At 75.3% G+C, this 16708-nt stretch carries 14 protein-coding genes and 6 pseudogenes; 10 read left to right on the top strand and 10 right to left on the bottom strand.

Going from position 1 to position 16708, the window contains the following annotated elements; translation table 11 throughout:
• The 5 genes from FKM96_RS10880 to FKM96_RS10900 form a co-directional block, all read right to left on the bottom strand.
• Positions 1–408: a PadR family transcriptional regulator gene (locus tag FKM96_RS10880; protein WP_147795244.1), complete on the bottom strand. Its 408-nt coding sequence runs from the start codon at positions 406–408 to the stop codon at positions 1–3.
• Between the two features lie 82 nt (positions 409–490).
• Positions 491–1348 carry an arginase family protein gene (locus tag FKM96_RS10885; RefSeq protein WP_147795245.1) on the bottom strand — a complete coding sequence of 286 codons (858 nt, stop codon included), beginning with the start codon at positions 1346–1348 and terminating at the stop codon, positions 491–493.
• A gap of 28 nt (positions 1349–1376) precedes the next feature.
• Positions 1377–2927 (bottom strand): SDR family NAD(P)-dependent oxidoreductase, encoded by a 1551-nt coding sequence (locus FKM96_RS10890; RefSeq protein WP_147795246.1) that lies wholly within the window; start codon positions 2925–2927, stop codon positions 1377–1379.
• A gap of 112 nt (positions 2928–3039) precedes the next feature.
• On the bottom strand, positions 3040–4074 hold the full coding sequence (locus tag FKM96_RS10895) for a hypothetical protein (protein ID WP_246854932.1): 1035 nt from the start codon (positions 4072–4074) through the stop codon (positions 3040–3042).
• Positions 4075–4114: 40 nt separating this feature from the next.
• On the bottom strand, positions 4115–4498 hold the full coding sequence (locus tag FKM96_RS10900; RefSeq protein WP_147795247.1) for an HNH endonuclease: 384 nt from the start codon (positions 4496–4498) through the stop codon (positions 4115–4117).
• A gap of 101 nt (positions 4499–4599) precedes the next feature.
• Here FKM96_RS10900 and FKM96_RS22225 point away from each other — a divergent pair.
• The 4 pseudogenes from FKM96_RS22225 to FKM96_RS22240 all read left to right on the top strand — a co-directional run.
• Positions 4600–4803: pseudogene (locus tag FKM96_RS22225) on the top strand (cold-shock protein); the annotation flags it as partial.
• A gap of 30 nt (positions 4804–4833) precedes the next feature.
• A pseudogene (locus FKM96_RS22230) lies at positions 4834–4956 on the top strand (cold-shock protein); the annotation flags it as partial.
• 105 nt (positions 4957–5061) lie between these two features.
• Positions 5062–5268, top strand: a pseudogene (locus tag FKM96_RS22235) (cold-shock protein); the annotation flags it as partial.
• Positions 5269–5427: 159 nt separating this feature from the next.
• Positions 5428–5559, top strand: a pseudogene (locus tag FKM96_RS22240) (cold-shock protein); the annotation flags it as partial.
• 16 nt (positions 5560–5575) lie between these two features.
• Here the strand turns inward: FKM96_RS22240 and FKM96_RS10910 are convergent.
• Positions 5576–6460, bottom strand: coding sequence for an alpha/beta hydrolase (locus tag FKM96_RS10910; RefSeq protein WP_147795249.1), 885 nt, complete (start codon positions 6458–6460; stop codon positions 5576–5578).
• Between the two features lie 95 nt (positions 6461–6555).
• Between FKM96_RS10910 and FKM96_RS10915 the strand changes: the two genes are divergently transcribed.
• From FKM96_RS10915 to bla, 6 genes and pseudogenes are all read left to right on the top strand, one after another.
• The gene (locus tag FKM96_RS10915) at positions 6556–6987 is read left to right on the top strand and encodes a MarR family winged helix-turn-helix transcriptional regulator (protein ID WP_147795250.1); all 432 of its coding nucleotides are present in this window, start codon (positions 6556–6558) and stop codon (positions 6985–6987) included.
• Positions 6988–7192: 205 nt separating this feature from the next.
• Positions 7193–9062, top strand: a pseudogene (gene dnaK, locus FKM96_RS10920) (molecular chaperone DnaK).
• On the top strand, positions 9059–9688 hold the full coding sequence (locus FKM96_RS10925) for a nucleotide exchange factor GrpE (protein WP_147795251.1): 630 nt from the start codon (positions 9059–9061) through the stop codon (positions 9686–9688). Before dnaK ends, FKM96_RS10925 begins: the two are co-directional and overlap by 4 nt.
• Positions 9689–9815: 127 nt before the next feature.
• Positions 9816–10826 (top strand): DnaJ C-terminal domain-containing protein, encoded by a 1011-nt coding sequence (locus tag FKM96_RS10930; RefSeq protein ID WP_147795252.1) that lies wholly within the window; start codon positions 9816–9818, stop codon positions 10824–10826.
• Positions 10827–10890: 64 nt separating this feature from the next.
• Positions 10891–11341 (top strand): annotated as a pseudogene (locus FKM96_RS10935) (heat shock protein transcriptional repressor HspR).
• Positions 11331–12326: a class A beta-lactamase gene (bla, locus tag FKM96_RS10940; RefSeq protein WP_147795253.1), complete on the top strand. Its 996-nt coding sequence runs from the start codon at positions 11331–11333 to the stop codon at positions 12324–12326. Before FKM96_RS10935 ends, bla begins: the two are co-directional and overlap by 11 nt.
• On the opposite strand, the gene FKM96_RS10945 is transcribed toward bla, so the two are convergent.
• The 4 genes from FKM96_RS10945 to FKM96_RS10960 form a co-directional block, all read right to left on the bottom strand.
• Entirely contained in the window at positions 12314–13744 is a 1431-nt protein-coding gene (locus FKM96_RS10945; protein ID WP_147795254.1) for an ATP-binding protein, read from the bottom strand. The two genes, bla and FKM96_RS10945, sit on opposite strands and share 13 nt — an antisense overlap.
• A 77-nt stretch (positions 13745–13821) precedes the next feature.
• Positions 13822–14637 (bottom strand): ABC transporter ATP-binding protein, encoded by an 816-nt coding sequence (locus tag FKM96_RS10950; RefSeq protein WP_147795255.1) that lies wholly within the window; start codon positions 14635–14637, stop codon positions 13822–13824.
• Between the two features lie 31 nt (positions 14638–14668).
• Positions 14669–15592, bottom strand: coding sequence for an ABC transporter permease (locus FKM96_RS10955; RefSeq protein WP_147795256.1), 924 nt, complete (start codon positions 15590–15592; stop codon positions 14669–14671).
• A 61-nt stretch (positions 15593–15653) separates the two neighbouring features.
• A complete protein-coding gene (locus FKM96_RS10960) occupies positions 15654–16619 on the bottom strand; it encodes an ABC transporter substrate-binding protein (RefSeq protein ID WP_246854933.1) in 966 nt (321 codons plus the stop codon).
• Between the last annotated feature and the right edge of the window lie 89 nt (positions 16620–16708).

Below are 16708 nucleotides of genomic sequence, written 5' to 3' on the forward strand. Positions count from 1 at the left end.
TCAGTCGTCCCCTTCGGTGCGGTCGGTGGTGCGGTGTGTGGTGCCGGAGTCGGTGCGGGTGGAGCCGGTGCCGGTGCGGTCGGCGTGCGCGGCGCGGAGGTGCTCGATCCGCCCGGCGAGGAAGGCCCAGGTGGTCCAGAACTCGTCGAGCTGGACGCGGCCCGCGGCGTTGAGCGAGTAGACCTTGCGCGGCGGACCCTTCTCGGACGGGACCTTCTCGACGTCGACGAACCCGCGCTGCTCGATCCGGACCAGGAGCGCGTACACGGTGCCCTCGGCCAGGTCGGCGAACCCCTCGTCGCGCAGCTGCGCGGTGATCTCGTAGCCGTACGCCGGCCGCGCCTCGAGGATCGCGAGGACGATGCCCTCGAGCGTGCCCTTGAGCATCTCGGTCATCTGGTTGGCCATCGTGGGCTCCTGTATTCGGTGTCGCTGACTACCGGTACAACGTAACGCTAGGTACCGGTACTTGGCAACACTGAATACCGATTTAGCCGGCGAGCCGCCCCAGCAGCGTCAGCAGGTCGAGCGCCGTGCCCCGCATCCGGTGGCCCACATCGCAGGCCGGGTCCCAGGACGCGACGGTCGCGGACGCGACCGGCAGCCGGGCCGCCGCGGCCGCGATCACGTCGCGGACCTCCTCCGGCAGGAGCCCGCCGGGTGCCGCGTACCCGTTGGCAGGGGCCACGGAGGGGTCGTGGACGTCGAGGTCCACGTGCACGTGGACGGCGTCGGAGCGCGCAGCGAGCGCGTCGAGGGCGGCGGCCGTCCGACCGGCCCGGACGTCCGGCACGCCGAGCCGTCCGATCCGCGACGTGGCGAGCAGGTCGCGCTCCGCGTCGTCCAGGTCGTGCCCGCCGACGTGCAGCACCCGCTCGTCCGGCACCGGCGCGTGGCCGGGGACGCTCGCGGCGAGGGCCTGCCAGGCCCGCCCGGTCGCCATGGCCAGGGCCATGCCGTCGAAGAACCCGCTGGTCGACGTGCCCGGGAGCTGCAGGTCGCCGTGCGCGTCGCACCACAGCACGGCCACGCGCCGGCCCGGGTCCTGGGCGCGCAGGCCGGCGAGCGCGCCGAGCGTCACCCCGCAGTTCCCCGCGAGCACGACGGGCAGCTCCGCCGGGTGCGCGGCGACCTCGCGCGCCACGGCCCCCATCACGGCCGTCCCGTGCGCCGCCTCCACCGCGAACGCGTCCGGCACCGTCACGACCGCGTGCGCGACGTCGGCGCCGTGCGCGCCCAGCCGCGCGGCCGCCCCGGCGGCGACCAGCGCCTCCGGCCCCGCGCCGTGCCGCACGCCGCGGCGGCCGGAGTCGTACGGGACCTCGATCAGGCGGATCCGCTGCGGCATGCCGCCAGCATGGCCCAGCGGGCCGCCGTCACCACTGGGAGCGCGCGTAGTCCTTGAGGAAGCAGCCGTACAGTTCCTCGCCCGCCTCGCCGCGGACGATCGGGTCGTACACCCGCGCGGCCCCGTCGACCAGGTCGAGCGGCGCGTGGAACCCCTCCTCGGCGAGCCGCACCTTGGTCGGGTGCGGGCGCTCGTCGGTGATCCACCCGGTGTCGACCGCCGTCATGAGGATGCCGTCGGCGAACATCTCGGCCGCGCTGGTCCGGGTGAGCATGTTGAGCGCGGCCTTGCTCATGTTGGTGTGCGGGTGGCCCGGGCCCTTGTAGCCGCGGGCGAACACGCCCTCCATCGCCGACACGTTCACGACGTAGGTGCGCCGCGCCGGCGACGCGGCCATGGCGCCGCGCAGGCGGCTGACCAGGATGAACGGGGCCGTCTGGTTGCAGAGCTGGACCTCGAGCAGCTCCATCGGGTCCACGCCGTCGACGGTCGCGACCCACGAGTTGGTCTCGGCGACGTCGGGGATGAGCCCGCCGGCGTCGATCGAGGTCCCGGCGACCAGCCGCTCCAGGCTCGCGGCCTCGGCGGTCAGCGACAGCGCGGTCAGCTCCTCCGCGGCGGCGCGCCCGGCCCGCTCGATCGCCAGCGCGGGGCTGCTCAGCTCGCTGACCGACCCGGCGAGCGCGCGGGGGTGCGCGTCGCTCGTGCGACCGAAGGTGGTGATCATCCGCGCGGCGTCCGCGTCCAGCGGGGCGTCCTCGGCGTCGGCGATCCGCGCGTACGCGCCCGGCGACCGCCGCACCGTCTGCGCGGCGTTGTTGATCAGGATGTCCAGCGGGCCCTGCGCGGCGACGTGGTCGGCGAGGGACACGACCTGCGCCGGGTCGCGGAGGTCGATGCCGACGACGTGCAGCCGGTCGATCCAGTCGGCGGAGTCGTCCATCGCGCTGAACCGGCGGACCGCGTCCTTGGGGAACCGGGTGGTGATCGTGAGGTCGGCACCGTCACGGAGCAGCCGCAGCGCGATGTACATGCCGATCTTGGCGCGGCCGCCGGTCAGCAGCGCGCGCCGGCCGGTGAGGTCGGTGCGGGCGTCGCGCTTGGCGTGGTGCAGCGCCGCGCAGTCCGGGCACAGCTGGTGGTAGAACGCGTCGACGACCGTGTAGTCCTGCTTGCAGACGTAGCAGGCGCGCGGCCGGATGAGCGTCCCGGCGATGGCGCCGGTCGCCGACGACGTGATCTGGATGCCGGCGGTCTCGTCGTCGATGCGGCCCGGGCTGCCGGTCGCGGTGGCGGCGACGACGGCGGCGTCGGCCTCGGCGACCAGCCGGCGCTTCTCCCCGCGGCGGTGCTTCTTGGCGGCCTTGAACATCGCGGACGCGGCGCGGCGGGCGGCGGCGTGCTGCGGGTGCGTCTGCGGCAGGGCGGCGACCTGGTCGGCGACGCGCAGGAAGGTGGCGAACTCGGCGGGGTCGACGCCGGGCGCGTCGGCCGCCGCGACGAGGTCGGCGGACGCGAGGTCGAGGTCCTCGTCGGGCCCGTCCGGGTGCTGCGCGGGCGTGGTCGTCTGCGCGCTCATGCGCCGTCCGTCCTGGGGTGGGGAGAAGGCGCCGCGGTCGCGCGGGGCCCGGAGGATCCTACGGCGCGGACCGCCGCGAGCCCACGGTGCGTCTGGTCACACCGCGGCCGGCTCAACCCTGGCGCTCGCGACCCCGCCGCCCGCGCCGCCCACGCCGCCCGCCCGCGAGCCGCGCCCGGCGCTCCTCCTCGCGCTTCGAGTACGTGGCCGCGCGGATCGCGTCGTCCGACTCCAGCCCCGACCCGAGGCCGCCGCCCACGGTCGCGGCCGAGGCCACGAACCAGGACAGCAGGAACAGGTCGCCGTACCCCAGCGTGCTGCCGAGGTAGCCGCCCATGACGGCGGGGTCGAGGACGAACAGCGCCCAGGCCAGGTTGACCACGTAGAGCATGAGGTAGCAGACGACCACCCCGATGACGAGGGTCACCAGCGTCGAGGTGTTGTAGAGGCGGGACCGCTCGCGGGCCTCCGGGGAGGAGTCGTCCGGCCGGTCCCACAGCTGCCCGTCGACCACGAGCCACCCGACGACCAGGGCCACGGAGGCGACCGTCGCCACCGCGAGGCGCCACGTCGACAGGGACCCGGCGAGGAGCCACACCGTGGAGTTGATCGTGGCGACGGCGCCGGTCGCGAGCGCCGCGACGAGCGCGGACTTCAGGCCGGGGACGAGGAGCCACGGCCGGTTGGCGAGCACCATGCCCACGAGGAGCCGCCCGCGGCCCCGGACGCGGGGCAGCGGCACCCGCTCGTCGTCGGACGAGGTGGCGTCCGCCATGCCGCCGACGAGCTCCCGGACCGCGTGCCGGGCACGCGCATGCATCCGGAGGCCGCCGAGGGCGGGCAGCGACAGGACCGCCGCCCGGCCGCCCGGGTCCACCTTGGTCAGCAGGTACCGGCCGTCGTCGTCGCGCAGCGGCAGCTCGGTGAGGCCGACCACGAGGTCCCAGCCGTGCCGGCTCGCGTGCTCGGCCAGCCGGTCGATCGCGGTGCCGACCTCCTCCGAGCCCACGGTGAACGGCTCGCTCACCACGTCGACGTCCCAGGTCGCGCGGTCCGGTCCGCGCGGCGGGTCGAGGTCGCCCATCTGCTGGGCGATCTCGGTGGGTGACGCGGGATCGGCCACCAGGCCGACGCGGATCGGGTCCACCCGCGTCAACGTATCCGCGGGCCGCCCCGGCGGCGACCGCTCAGGCCGGGTCGGACGACCCCGCGAGGGTGCGCAGGACGGTCGCGTGCCGGACCAGGAACGCCCGCTCGTCGAGCTTCTTGCGCCGCAACCAGCCGGTGACCTCGTCGTTGTGCTTGCTCGCGTTGCAGGACGCGCACGCCGGCACGACGTTCTCGAGCGTGTAGCGGCCCCCTCGGGAGATCGGCAGGACGCAGTCGCGCTGCAGAGCCGGGCCGGGGGCCCCGCAGTACGCGCACGCGCCGCCCCACGCGGCGACGAGGTCCGCCCAGTCGGTCGCGGTCAGGTCGTTGTCGGCGAGCGCGACCCGGCGCCGGCGGCGCTTCGCGTAGCGCGCGCGGGTCGACGGCGACGCCCCGGACGAGACCTTGCGACGGCGGACCACGCCGCGACGCTACCGCCCCGCCACCCCGGGGCAGTTCGTCCCGCGCGGGCGTCGGGGGGACACTGGGGGCAGCAACCGCCATCACCACGAGGAGTACCACCGTGCCGCAGGGAACCGTCCGCTGGTTCGACACCGAGCGAGGGTTCGGCTTCATCGCGCTCGGCGACGACGCCGAGGACCTGTTCGTCCACGCGTCCGAGATCGTCGGCCAGGAGGGCCCGACGTCGCTGCGCGAGGGGCAGTCCGTCGAGTTCGAGGTCGGCGAGGGCGACCGCGGCCCCCAGGCGCGCCAGGTCCGCGTCACGGGCGACGTGCCGGCGGACGCCGCGCTCGGCGTGCTCGGCACCGTCAACTGGTACGAGCCGGCGAAGGGCTACGGCTTCCTCACCCGCGAGGACGGCCAGGAGATCTTCGTGCACAGCTCGGCGATCGTCGGTGGCGGCGTGCTCACCGACGGCCAGCCCGTCGCGTTCCTGGTCGTCGAGGGCGAGAAGGGCCCGCAGGCCGACCACGTGCTGCCGCTCGCGGCCGGCGCCGGCGTGGGCGCGCCCCGGGGCGCCGCGCTGAACGACGGCGCCGACGGCACCGTGACCTGGTACGACGCGGGCAAGGGCTTCGGCTTCATCACCCCTGACTCCGGCGACCAGGACATCTTCGTCCACGCCCGCACGCTCACCGGCGGGCTGACCGAGCTCGCCGAGGGCGACCGGGTGAGCTACCGCGCCTCGGAGGGCGAGAAGGGCCTGCAGGCCCAGGGCGTGCGCCTGGTCGGCGGCTCCGGTCGCGGCGGGCGCGGCGCGCCGTCCCGCGGCGACCGCCCGTCGCACGGCGGCCAGGACCGCTCGTCCCGCACGCCGCAGCGCGGCGGCCAGGGCGTCGTCGCGCGCTACGACGCGGAGCGCGGCTTCGGGTTCATCGCGCCCGACGACGGCGGGCCGGACCTGTTCGTCCACGTGTCGGTCCTGCAGCGCGAGGAGGCGCTCTACGAGGGCGACCGCGTCCGGTACCAGGTGCGGCAGAGCGACCGCGGCCCGCAGGCCGACCGGGTCGAGCTGATCTGACCTCGCGCCCGGCCCGTCACCGCGACAGGTGCGCCGTGAGGAACCGGCCCGCCCGGTCCAGCGCGTCGTCGGCCTCCTGGAGCTGCCCGGCGAAGTGCTGGAAGACGTGCGGCGCGCGGGCGACGACCTCGAGCGTGACGTCCAGGTGCGCTGCCGCCGCGCGCGCGGCGAGCCGGGTGGCGTCGTCGAGCAGCACCTCGTTGGTCCCGACCTGGACGAGGAGCGGGGGCAGCCCGGCCAGGTCGGCCAGCAGGGGGCTCGCGAGCGGGTGCGCGGGGTCCTGCCCGCCGAGGTAGCGGGTCGCGTGGGCGGCGACGTCCGCGGCGTCGAAGATCGCGTCGTCCGCCTCCTTGCCGCGCAGGCTGTCGCCGCTCAGCGTGAGGTCCACCCACGGCGACATGAGGACCGCCGCGGCCGGCTGCGGCAGACCCGCGTCGCGCGCCGCCACCAGCAGCGCGAGGGCGAGGCCGCCGCCCGCGGAGTCGCCCGCGACCGCCACCCGGCTCGCGTCCCCGCCCCCGTCCAGGAGCGCCCGGTAGGCGCCGAGCGCGTCGTCGACCGCGGCCGGGAACGGGTGCTCGGGCGCGAGCCGGTAGTCGACCGAGTACGCCACCGCGCGCGTCCGGCGTGCGAGCGCGGTCGCGATCCCGGAGCCCGAGCGGGCGGAGCCGATGACGTAGCCCCCGCCGTGCAGGTAGAGGACGGCGGCGCCCACCGCGTCCGGCGCGGCGAGGCGCAGCACCGGCACCCCGCCGAGGCGGGTCTCGGTCGCGGTGACGTCGTCCGCGACAGGCCGGGCGGCGAAGCTCTCGAAGCCGGCGCGCTGCTCCGCGAGGTCGTGGGGGCCGGGCGGCGCGCTGCGCAGCGCGGCGTCGACGGCGGCGAGCTGATCCCGGGACATGGCGACCTCCTGGCGGGCGTGACGGAGTAGATTCCTGGGCAACTACCCGGGATGGAGATGTATTCCTGGGAATCCATCTCGATAGAGGAGAGCGCGTGGCGGTCGACGCGGGCGCGGTGCTGATCGACCTGGTGCGCGTGGAGACGCGCCTCTACAACGCCGTGGACGTCCGGCTCAAGGAGGCGGGCGGCCTGGCGCTGCCCCAGCTCGAGCTGCTCGGCGTCGTCCGCGACGTCCCGGGCTGCCGGGTGCTCGACGTCTCGCGCGCCATCGGCATCACCGTCGGCGCGGCGAGCAAGGCCGTCGACCGCCTCGAGGCGAGCGGCTGGTGCCGGCGCACGCTCGACCCGGACGACCGGCGCTCGTCCACGCTGTCGCTCACGCCGCTCGGCGTCGCCGCGGTCGAGCGCGCGACTCCCGTGTTCGAGGAGGCGTCGCGCGCGGCGCTCGCGGCACTGCTGCCCGCGGACGACCTCGTGCAGCTCGGGCGGCTGCTGCGGACGCTCCGGGGCGCCCTGGCGCCCTGAGCGCTCCCGGAGGGGCGTGCGGGCATGGCGGGAACAATCCGCCCCGCAGCGGAGTTGAGCCCCAGCAGACTCAAGTTCGCAGCCGTGGAGTTGCACCGCGACCGACCGCGGCGCAGACTTGAGCGCAGCAGGCTCAAGGCGCCACCGCCCCGGCTCGGGACGGCCGCAGCGCCGGACCACGCAGCACGAACGAAGGAGCACAGACATGGCACGAGCAGTCGGCATCGACCTGGGCACCACGAACTCCGTGGTCGCCGTCCTCGAGGGCGGGGAGCCCACCGTCATCGCCAACGCGGAGGGCTCGCGGACGACCCCGTCGGTCGTCGCGTTCTCCAAGACCGGCGAGGTGCTCGTCGGCGAGGTGGCCAAGCGCCAGGCCGTCACCAACGTCGACCGCACGATCTCGTCCGTCAAGCGCCACATGGGCACGGACTGGTCCGTCGAGATCGACGACAAGAAGTACACCGCGCAGGAGATCTCGGCCCGCGTGCTCGGCAAGCTGAAGCGCGACGCCCGAGGAGTACCTGGGCGAGCCCGTCACCGACGCGGTCATCACCGTCCCGGCGTACTTCAACGACGCCGAGCGCCAGGCGACCAAGGACGCCGGCCAGGTGGCCGGGCTCAACGTCCTGCGCATCGTGAACGAGCCGACCGCGGCCGCCCTCGCCTACGGGCTGGAGCGCGGCAAGGAGGACGAGCTCATCCTCGTCTTCGACCTCGGCGGCGGCACGTTCGACGTCTCCCTGCTCGAGGTGGGCAAGGACGACGACTTCTCGACGATCGAGGTCCGCGCGACCTCCGGCGACAACCGCCTCGGCGGCGACGACTGGGACAACCGGATCGTCGAGTGGCTGGTCGGCCAGGTGAAGAACTCGACCGGCGTCGACCTGTCGAAGGACAAGATCGCCCTGCAGCGGCTGCGCGAGGCGGCGGAGCAGGCCAAGAAGGAGCTGTCGTCCGCGACCAGCACCAACATCAGCCTGCAGTACCTCTCGATGTCCGAGAACGGCCCGATCCACCTGGACGAGAAGCTCACCCGGGCGCAGTTCCAGCAGATGACGGCCGACCTGCTCGAGCGGACCAAGGCGCCGTTCAACGCGGTCATCCGCGACGCGGGCATCAAGCTGGCCGACATCGACCACGTGGTGCTCGTCGGCGGCTCGACCCGCATGCCGGCCGTGGCCGACGTCGTGCGCGAGCTGACCGGTGGCAAGGAGCCGAACAAGGGCGTCAACCCGGACGAGGTCGTGGCCGTGGGTGCCGCGCTCCAGGCCGGCGTCATCAAGGGCGACCGCAAGGACGTCCTGCTGATCGACGTGACCCCGCTGTCCCTGGGCATCGAGACCAAGGGCGGCGTGATGACCAAGCTCATCGAGCGCAACACGGCCATCCCGACCAAGCGCAGCGAGATCTTCTCGACGGCCGAGGACAACCAGCCGTCGGTGCTGATCCAGGTGTTCCAGGGCGAGCGCGAGTTCGCGCGGGACAACAAGCCGCTGGGCACGTTCGAGCTGACCGGCATCGCGCCGGCCCCGCGCGGCGTCCCCCAGATCGAGGTCACCTTCGACATCGACGCGAACGGCATCGTGCACGTGTCCGCCAAGGACCGCGGCACGGGCAAGGAGCAGTCGATGACGATCTCCGGCGGCTCCGGCCTGCCGAAGGACGAGATCGACCGCATGGTCAAGGAGGCCGAGGCGCACGCCGCCGAGGACAAGAAGCGTCGCGAGGAGGCGGAGACCCGCAACTCCGCCGAGCAGCTGGTCTACTCCACGGAGAAGCTGCTCACCGACAACGACGACAAGCTGTCCGAGGACGTGAAGACCGAGGTCCGCTCGGCCGTCGACGACCTGAAGAAGGCGCTCGAGGGCGACGACCTGGCCGAGGTCACCGCGAAGCAGACCGCCCTGGTCACCGCGTCGCAGAAGATCGGCGAGGCGCTGTACTCGGCGAACCAGCAGCCCGAGGGCGCCCCGGCCGGCGAGCAGCCGGCCGACGGCCCGACGGCGTCGTCCGCGCAGGACGACGACGTGGTGGACGCCGAGATCGTCGACGACGAGGGCGACAAGAAGTGACCGACCAGCCGAACCCGCAGGGGCGCGATCCCGAGGAGGAGGCCCCGCGCGTGACCGACAAGCGGCGCATCGACCCGGAGACGGGGCAGCTGCGCGAGCCGACCGCCGAGGAGCAGGTCCTGGCCGAGGCCGAGGCGGCGGCGACCGCCGCCGAGGAGGCCGTGGTGCTGGAGGGCCTGGTCGAGGCGCAGAAGCTCGCCGCCGAGCGGCTCGACGAGCTGCAGCGGCGGAACGCCGACTACTTCAACCTCGAGCAGCAGTACTCCGCGTACGTGAAGCGGTCCAAGTCCGAGGCGGTCACCGCCCGGGACCAGGGCGTCGCGTCCGTCGCCGAGGCGCTCATCAGCGTCCTCGACGACATCGAGCTGGCCCGCCAGCACGGCGACCTGGTCGGCCCGTTCGCGTCGATCGCGGAGAAGCTCGAGGGCACCCTCGGGCGGTTCGGCATCGAGCGCTACGGCGCCGCCGGCGAGCCGTTCGACCCGCAGGTGCACGAGGCGCTCATGCACGGGCACTCGGCCGACGTCACGGAGCCGACGGTGCAGCAGGTGCTGCAGCCCGGCTACCGCATGGGCGAGCGCGTGATCCGCGCCGCCCGGGTGGCGGTCGTCGACCCGGAGGCGTGACGGGCATCATCAGGACCCACCGGCAGGGGCCGCGTCGTCACGGCGCGGCCCCGGCCGTGGGGTCCACCCCGGTCCGGGGCCGGACGCAGGCCCCGGGGGACCGGACGAGAGAGCGGAAGGAGGCGTCGTGAGCGGTCAGGACTGGCTGGAGAAGGACTTCTACGCCGTGCTCGGCGTCGCCAAGGACGCGGACGCGGCCACGATCAAGAAGGCGTACCGCAAGCTCGCCCGCACCATGCACCCCGACCACAACCCGGGGGACGCGGCGGCGGAGGCGAAGTTCAAGGAGGTCGGCGAGGCCTACGCGGTGCTCTCCGACCCCGAGCAGCGGCAGCAGTACGACCAGCTCCGGGCGATGGCCGGCGGCGCGCGGTTCCGCGCGGGCGCGGGCGGCCCGGGTGGTGCCGGCGGCGCGAACGGCGGCTTCGAGGACCTGTTCGGCGGGGTGTTCGGCGGCGGCGCCGGCGGCACCCGCGTGCGGTTCCCGCAGGGCGCGGGCGGCGGCACCGCGGGCGGCAACGGCGGGTTCGAGGACCTGCTGGGCGGCCTGTTCGGCGGGGGCGGCGGCTTCGGCCAGGGCCGCACCGCCCGGCGCGGCGCCGACCTGGCGGCCGTGACCACGCTGCCGTTCCGGCAGGCGGTCGAGGGCTCGACCGTCGCGCTCGGCGTCGAGGGGCGGACCGTCAAGGCCCGCATCCCCGCCGGCGTCCGGGACGGCCAGAAGATCCGGCTGCGCGGCAAGGGCCGCCCCGGGGAGAACGGCGCGCCCGCGGGTGACCTCGAGGTCACCGTGCGCGTGACGCCGCACCCGGTGTTCGCGCTGGACGGCAACAACCTCCGGGTGACCCTGCCGGTCGCCTTCGACGAGGCCGCGCTGGGCGCCGAGGTGCCCGTGCCGACCCTCGACGGCGGGCAGGTGCGCCTGAAGATCCCGGCGGGCACCCCGTCGGGCCGGACGCTGCGGGTCAAGGGCCGCGGCGTCACCACGGCGAGCGGCACCGGGGACCTGCTGGTCACGGTGCAGGTCGTCGTCCCGCAGCGGCTCAGCGCCGCCGCGAAGGAGGCCGTGCAGGCGTTCGGCATCGCGACGTCCGGCGAGGACCCGCGGGCCGACCTGCTGGCGCGGGCCAAGGACTGACGGGCCGGCGCCCGGGGCACAGGCCCCGGGCGCGCCGGCCGACCGACCGGAGGAGGTGGCGGAGATGGTCTCGGAGGACGCGCAGGTCTACGTGATCTCGGTCGCCGCCGAGCTCGCGGGCATGCACCCGCAGACCCTGCGGCAGTACGACCGGCTCGGGCTGGTGCAGCCCGGCCGCACCCGCGGGCGCGGCCGCCGGTACTCGCTGCGCGACATCGCGACGCTGCGCGAGGTGCAGCGGCTCTCCCCAGGAGGAGGGCGTGAACCTCGCCGGCATCAAGCGGATCCTCGAGCTCGAGTCCGAGGTCGACCGGCTGCGGCGCCAGGTGGAGTACCTGCGCGCGTTCGCGGAGCCCGGCAGGCGGGTGTTCACCGCCCACCCGTCCGGCGACGTCGTGGCGATGGGCCGCGGGCAGCGCCGGCGCGGGTCCGCGGACGGCGCCGCGCCCGCCGAGGACCCGAGGGCCGTGGGCGCGCGCGGGGCGATCGTGCTCTGGCGGCCGGGTGCGCGCTGAGCGCCGGGTGGACGTCGCGCGCAAACCCGTGGCGGCGCTGGCCCGTGCGGTGCTCGCGGGGACCCTCGCGCTGACCGTCGCGGCGTGCACGCCCGACGGGCGCGACGGGCGGGCGACCGAGGTCCACGCACCGTCGCCGACCGCGGCGCCCACCGGCCCCGCGCCCGCCGCCGCGCCCGCCGACCTCACCTCCGTGGTCGAGGTCGACCTCACGACGCTCGAGCGGTCGACCGGCTACCGCGTCGGCGTCTACGCCCGCGACACCGGCAGCGGCGACACCGTGACGTACCGGGCCGACGAGCGGTTCGGCTACGCGTCGACGCTCAAGGCGCTCGCGGCCGGCGAGGTGCTGGCGGGGCAGCCCGCGTCGGTGCTCGACCGGCCGCTCACCGTGACCGCCGAGGACGTCGCGGACGTGGGCCACGCCCCGGTCACCGCCGACGCGGCGGGCACGGACCTCACGATCGGCGCGCTCGGCGGGGCGGCGGTCTCCGACAGCGACAACGGCGCGCTCAACGTGCTGCTCCGGCACCTGGGCGGGCCGGCCGCGCTGCAGGCGGCGCTGGCGGCGCGCGGCGACGCCACGACCCGGGTCGACGCCGCCGAGCCGGAGCTCAACCGGTTCACGCCGGGCGCCCCGGCCCGGACCTCCACCCCGCGCGCCCTGGCGGAGGGGTTGGCGACCTACGCCCTCGGCGACGCGCTCGGCCCCGCGGTGCGCGAGGCGTACGTCGGCTGGCTCACGGCCAGCACGACCGGGCTCGACGCCGTCCGCGCGGGCACGCCGGACGGGTGGGTGGTCGGCGACAAGACCGGCACCGCCGGTCGGTTCGGCTCCCGCAACGACGTCGCGGTCCTCTGGCCGCCCGGGCGCGCCCCGATCGTGCTGGCGGTGCTCACCGACCACCCGGACGAGGCCGCCGAGCCGGACGACGCCGTCCTCGCCGCGGCGGCCCGGTCCGTGCTCGCGGCCTACTCGGGCTGATCCGGCCCGGCCCCCAGCAGCGACCGGGTGACGCGCTGCGTGTCGTCCGTGAGCTCGGCGACCGCCGCGCGGAGGGCCGCGTCGTCCACGGTGCGGTCCTCCTCCGCGGCCAGCAGCACGGCGCGCCGGATCACCTCCTTCACGAACGACGCGGTCACGCCGGCCGTGGCCCCGGCCGCGTCGTCCAGCGCCCCGGGCGTGAGCGGCAGGCCGTCGGCGTAGAGGCGGAACAGCCGCAGCCGGGCGTCGTCGTCGGGCAGCGGGATCTCCACCGCGAGGTCCACCCGTCCGGGGCGCTGCGCCAGCGCCCGCTCCAGCAGGTCGGCGCGGTTGGTGGTGAGCAGGAACGCCACGTCGGCGTCCCCGCCCAGGCCGTCCATCGCGTCGAGCACCTCGAACAGCAGCGGCTGCGGACCGGCGTGCAGCGACCGGTCCTCGGAGATGAGGTCGACGTCCTCCAGCACGACGACGGCCGGTTGCAGCGCGTGCGCGGTCTCCGTGGCGAGCCGGACCAGGCCCAGCGACTGGCCCGCCAGCACGATGGCCGTGGTCCCCGCGTCGGCCCCGAGGAGGTGCCGGACCGTGTGGGTCTTGCCCGTGCCGGGCGGCCCGTAGAGCAGCACGCCGCGCTTGAGGTGCTGGCCGGCAGCCCGCAGCCGGTCGCGGTGCCGGGCGACCCCGAGCACCTGCCGCTCGACCCGCTCCAGGGTGCCCTCGGGCAGCACGACGTCCTCGGCCGGGACCCGCACCCGCGGCAGGAACGTCACCCCGCCCGCCGACTGGCCGTAGGGGCTGGGCGTGAAGCTCACCACCTGGCCGCGCAGCACCGAGTGGCTCAGCATCGCCTCCCGGACCGCGGCCAGCGCGGCCGCCGCCGCGTCCTCGTTCGGCGACATCGCCTCGAGCTTCGCCTCCTGCCCCTGCTGGGGCGCGGCCGCCCGCTGCAGCAGGGCGACCGGCGCGCCCCCGAACCGGAACAGGTGCACGCCGAACGCGACGACCCGGCGGTCGGCGTCGGGTCCGACGGGCACGCGGACGTAGTCGACGGCGCCGACGGGGAACTGCGCCCACGCGCCGGAGTGCTCGACGATCTCGGAGAACGACGAGTGCCGGCGCTGCTCGCCGCCGCCGACCCCGACGAGCCGCCCGCCGCCGGCCGCACCGACCACGACCTCGAGCGCGACGTCGGCGTCGACCGCGCGGAGCGCCCCGACCTCTTCCGTCAGCACGGCCAGGCCGCGCGGGTCGGTGCCGAGGTGCTCGCGCAGCACCTCGGCGATCGGCGTGGCGTCGCCGGACCGCCGCCGCTGCGCGCGGTCGTTGACCCGCTCGATCAGCGTGCCGACGGCGTCGAGGAACGCGTCGGTGCGGGCAGGGTCCAGGTCGGGGGCCACGACCCCCGGGGTTCCGTCGGTCATGGCCCGACGCTAGCCACCCGACCGGCTCGCGCGCGGGCGCTTTCCCGGACCGCGTTCGGGTGCGGCGGGGGACCGGGTCACGCCGCCTGGGCCGCGACCTCCTCGTGGACCAGGGCGGAGATCCGGCGCTTCAGGGCGTTGAACTCCGCGGAGGTCACGTCCCGCTCGCCCGCGAGGTCGATCGGGACGATCTGCTTCACGTGGCCCGGGACCCCGTGCGACGCGCCGCCCGCCATCACCACGACGCGGTCGGCGAGGAACACGGCCTCCTCGATGGAGTGCGTGACGAACAGGACGGTCGTGCCGGTCTCCCGGTGGATCCGGGAGAGCTCGCCCTGCAGCGTCGACCGGGTGAGGGCGTCGAGCGCGCCGAACGGCTCGTCCATCAGCAGCAGGGACGGGTCGTTGGCGAGCACCCGGGCGATGGCGACGCGCTGCTGCATGCCGCCGGACAGCTCGCTCGGGTACGTGTCCGCGAACCGGGTCAGGCCGACGGCGGCGAGGAACCGGTCGGTGCGCTCGGCCACGACGGAGCGCTGCAGCCGGGCCTGCTTCGGGCCGTACGCGATGTTCTCCCGGACGGACAGCCACGGGAAGAGCCCGTAGTCCTGGAACACGACGCCGCGCTCCGGGTCGGGCCCGGTGACCGGGGCGCCGGCGACCGCGACGGTGCCGGACGTCGCGTCCTCGAAGCCGGCGAGGATCCGCAGCAGCGTGCTCTTGCCGCAGCCGGACGCGCCGACCACGCAGACGAACTCGCCGGCCGGGACCTCGAGGTCGACGTCGGCCATCGCGGCCACGGAGCCGCCGGACCGGGTGGGGTACTGCTTGCCGAGACCGGCGACGCGCACGTCGGCGGGCTGGCGGGGGCGGACGGTGCCGATGCGGGGCATGGTCGTCTCCTGTCGGGTCGGGCGGGGCGCGTCAGGTCAGGGTGGGGCGGCCGCGGGTCGCGAGCGCGAGGAGGCCGGTGAGCAGGCGGTCGGCCACGAAGCCGCACAGGCCGATGACGACCATCCCGGCGACGATCAGGTCGGTCTTCGACTGGTCGCGGGCCTGCGTGATCATGGCGCCGAGCCCGGTGTTGATGCCGACGGTCTCGCCGACCACGAGGATCACCCACGCCAGGCCGAGGGCCACGCGCAGCCCGCTCGCGATCGACCGCATCGAGGCGGGCAGCACCACCTTGTAGAGGACCTGGGCCTTCTTGGTGCCGAGCATCGCGGCCGCCTCCAGGAGCCGCACCGGCACCTGGCGCACGCCGGCGATCGTGTTGAGCAGCACCGGGAAGAACGCCGCGAGGAACACCAGGAAGATCGCGGAGCCGTCGCCGTAGCCGATGATCAGCAGCGTCAGCGGCGCCCACGCGGTGACGGGGATCGGCCGGGCCAGGTTGACGGTCGGCTCCAGCATCCGGAACGCGAGCGAGAACCGGCCCATGACGACGCCGAGCGGCACCGCCAGGGCGACCGCCAGGGCGAAGCCGGCGAGCACGCGCTGCGTCGACGCCCACAGGTGGGCGAGCAGGGTGCCGCTGAACGCGTCGTCCACGATGCCGCCCACCGCCAGGTCGACCAGCCGGCGGCCGACCTCCAACGGGGTGGGCAGGAAGCCCATCTTGATGCCGAACGGCAGCTCCCACGCCTGCTGCACGCCGACGGTCCACAGGACGAGGACGAGCGCGGGCACGGGCAGCGCGAGCAGGAGCGGGCCGACGCGGGGGCGGCGACGGGCGGGGCGCTCCGGGCGCGCCGTCGCCGGGGCGGCGGACGCGGCGGTCCGCGCGGCGCCGGCGGGCGGCGCGGTGGCGGTCGCCGGGGCGGCCGGGGTGGCCTCGGTGCTGGTCATGGGGTCTCCCTCGCGGGCGGGGTGCGCCGGCCCGGACGGGCGGGGCCGGCGCACCGGGTGGTCAGGAGTCGCCGCCGGCCTCGGTGGCCTCGACGAACGTGGTGTCGAGCAGCGCGTCCACGTCGACCTCGCCGTCGATCTGCTTCAGCAGGGCCATCTGCTCGACGAGTGCGCCGACCTGGGCCGCGTACTCGTCGTCGATCTCCCAGCGCGGCCAGATGTTCTGCACCGCGGTGTCGACGACGGCCTGGTCGATGCCGAACTCGGCGACCACGCCGTCGGCCCAGGCCTGCGGGTCGGCGGCCATCTGCTCGGTGGCCCGCACGTGCGTGTCGACGACCTGCTGCACCAGCTCGGGGTCGCTCTCGACGAGCTCGCCGGTCGTGTACAGGCCGATGTTCACGCGGCCCACCGGGGTGTCGTACGGCGAGGCCACCTCGACGGCGCCGGCCTGCAGCGCGGTCGACGGGCCCAGCTCGGCGGAGGCGAACGCGTCGATCCGCCCGGCCGCCAGCGCGCCGGCCATGTCGGAGAACGGCAGGTTGACGAGCTCGAGGTCGGAGTCGGCGTCCATCCCGGTTGCCTCGAGGGTGAGGCGGAGCAGGATCTCCTGCGACGAGCCCTGCGGGTACCCGACCGTCAGGCCGGCCAGCGACTCGACGCCGTCCAGGCCCTCGCGGCCGATGATGCCGGAGCCGCCGTCGGCCGCCGCGGCGACCACGACGACGTCCTGGCCCGCGGCCGCGCCGGACACCGCGGACGGCACGCCGGCGACGCCGAAGTCGATGTTGCCGCTGCTGACCACGGCGTTCTTGATGTCGGGCGAGGTGTCGAACTGCACGACCTCGAACTCGACTCCCTCCGGCGCCAGGTCCGCGTAGAGGAACGGGGCGTAGAGGTGCGGCTGGCCCTTGAGGGTGCCGACGGTGACCACGGTGGGGCCGTCGCCGTCGGCCGGGGCGGCGCCCGCGGAGTCGGGGGAGCAGGCGGCGAGGCCGGCGACGAGCAGGACGGCGGAGGCGGTCACGAGGGGGCGGCTGAGGCGCACGGGGATCTCTTCTCTCTCGGCGTGCAGGGGGCGGGAGGGGTCGGGTCGGGGGTCGTGAGGGGGGTGGC

This window comes from Cellulomonas sp. Y8 (assembly GCF_008033115.1).
GTDB lineage: Bacteria > Actinomycetota > Actinomycetes > Actinomycetales > Cellulomonadaceae > Cellulomonas.

Coding starts and splice junctions, on each gene's coding strand:
- FKM96_RS10880 (WP_147795244.1), bottom strand. CDS start 408: ATGGCCAACCAGATGACCGAGATGCTCAAGGGCACGCTCGAGGGCATC.
- FKM96_RS10885 (WP_147795245.1), bottom strand. CDS start 1,348: ATGCCGCAGCGGATCCGCCTGATCGAGGTCCCGTACGACTCCGGCCGC.
- FKM96_RS10890 (WP_147795246.1), bottom strand. CDS start 2,927: ATGAGCGCGCAGACGACCACGCCCGCGCAGCACCCGGACGGGCCCGAC.
- FKM96_RS10910 (WP_147795249.1), bottom strand. CDS start 6,460: ATGTCCCGGGATCAGCTCGCCGCCGTCGACGCCGCGCTGCGCAGCGCG.
- FKM96_RS10945 (WP_147795254.1), bottom strand. CDS start 13,744: ATGACCGACGGAACCCCGGGGGTCGTGGCCCCCGACCTGGACCCTGCC.
- FKM96_RS10950 (WP_147795255.1), bottom strand. CDS start 14,637: ATGCCCCGCATCGGCACCGTCCGCCCCCGCCAGCCCGCCGACGTGCGC.
- FKM96_RS10955 (WP_147795256.1), bottom strand. CDS start 15,592: ATGACCAGCACCGAGGCCACCCCGGCCGCCCCGGCGACCGCCACCGCG.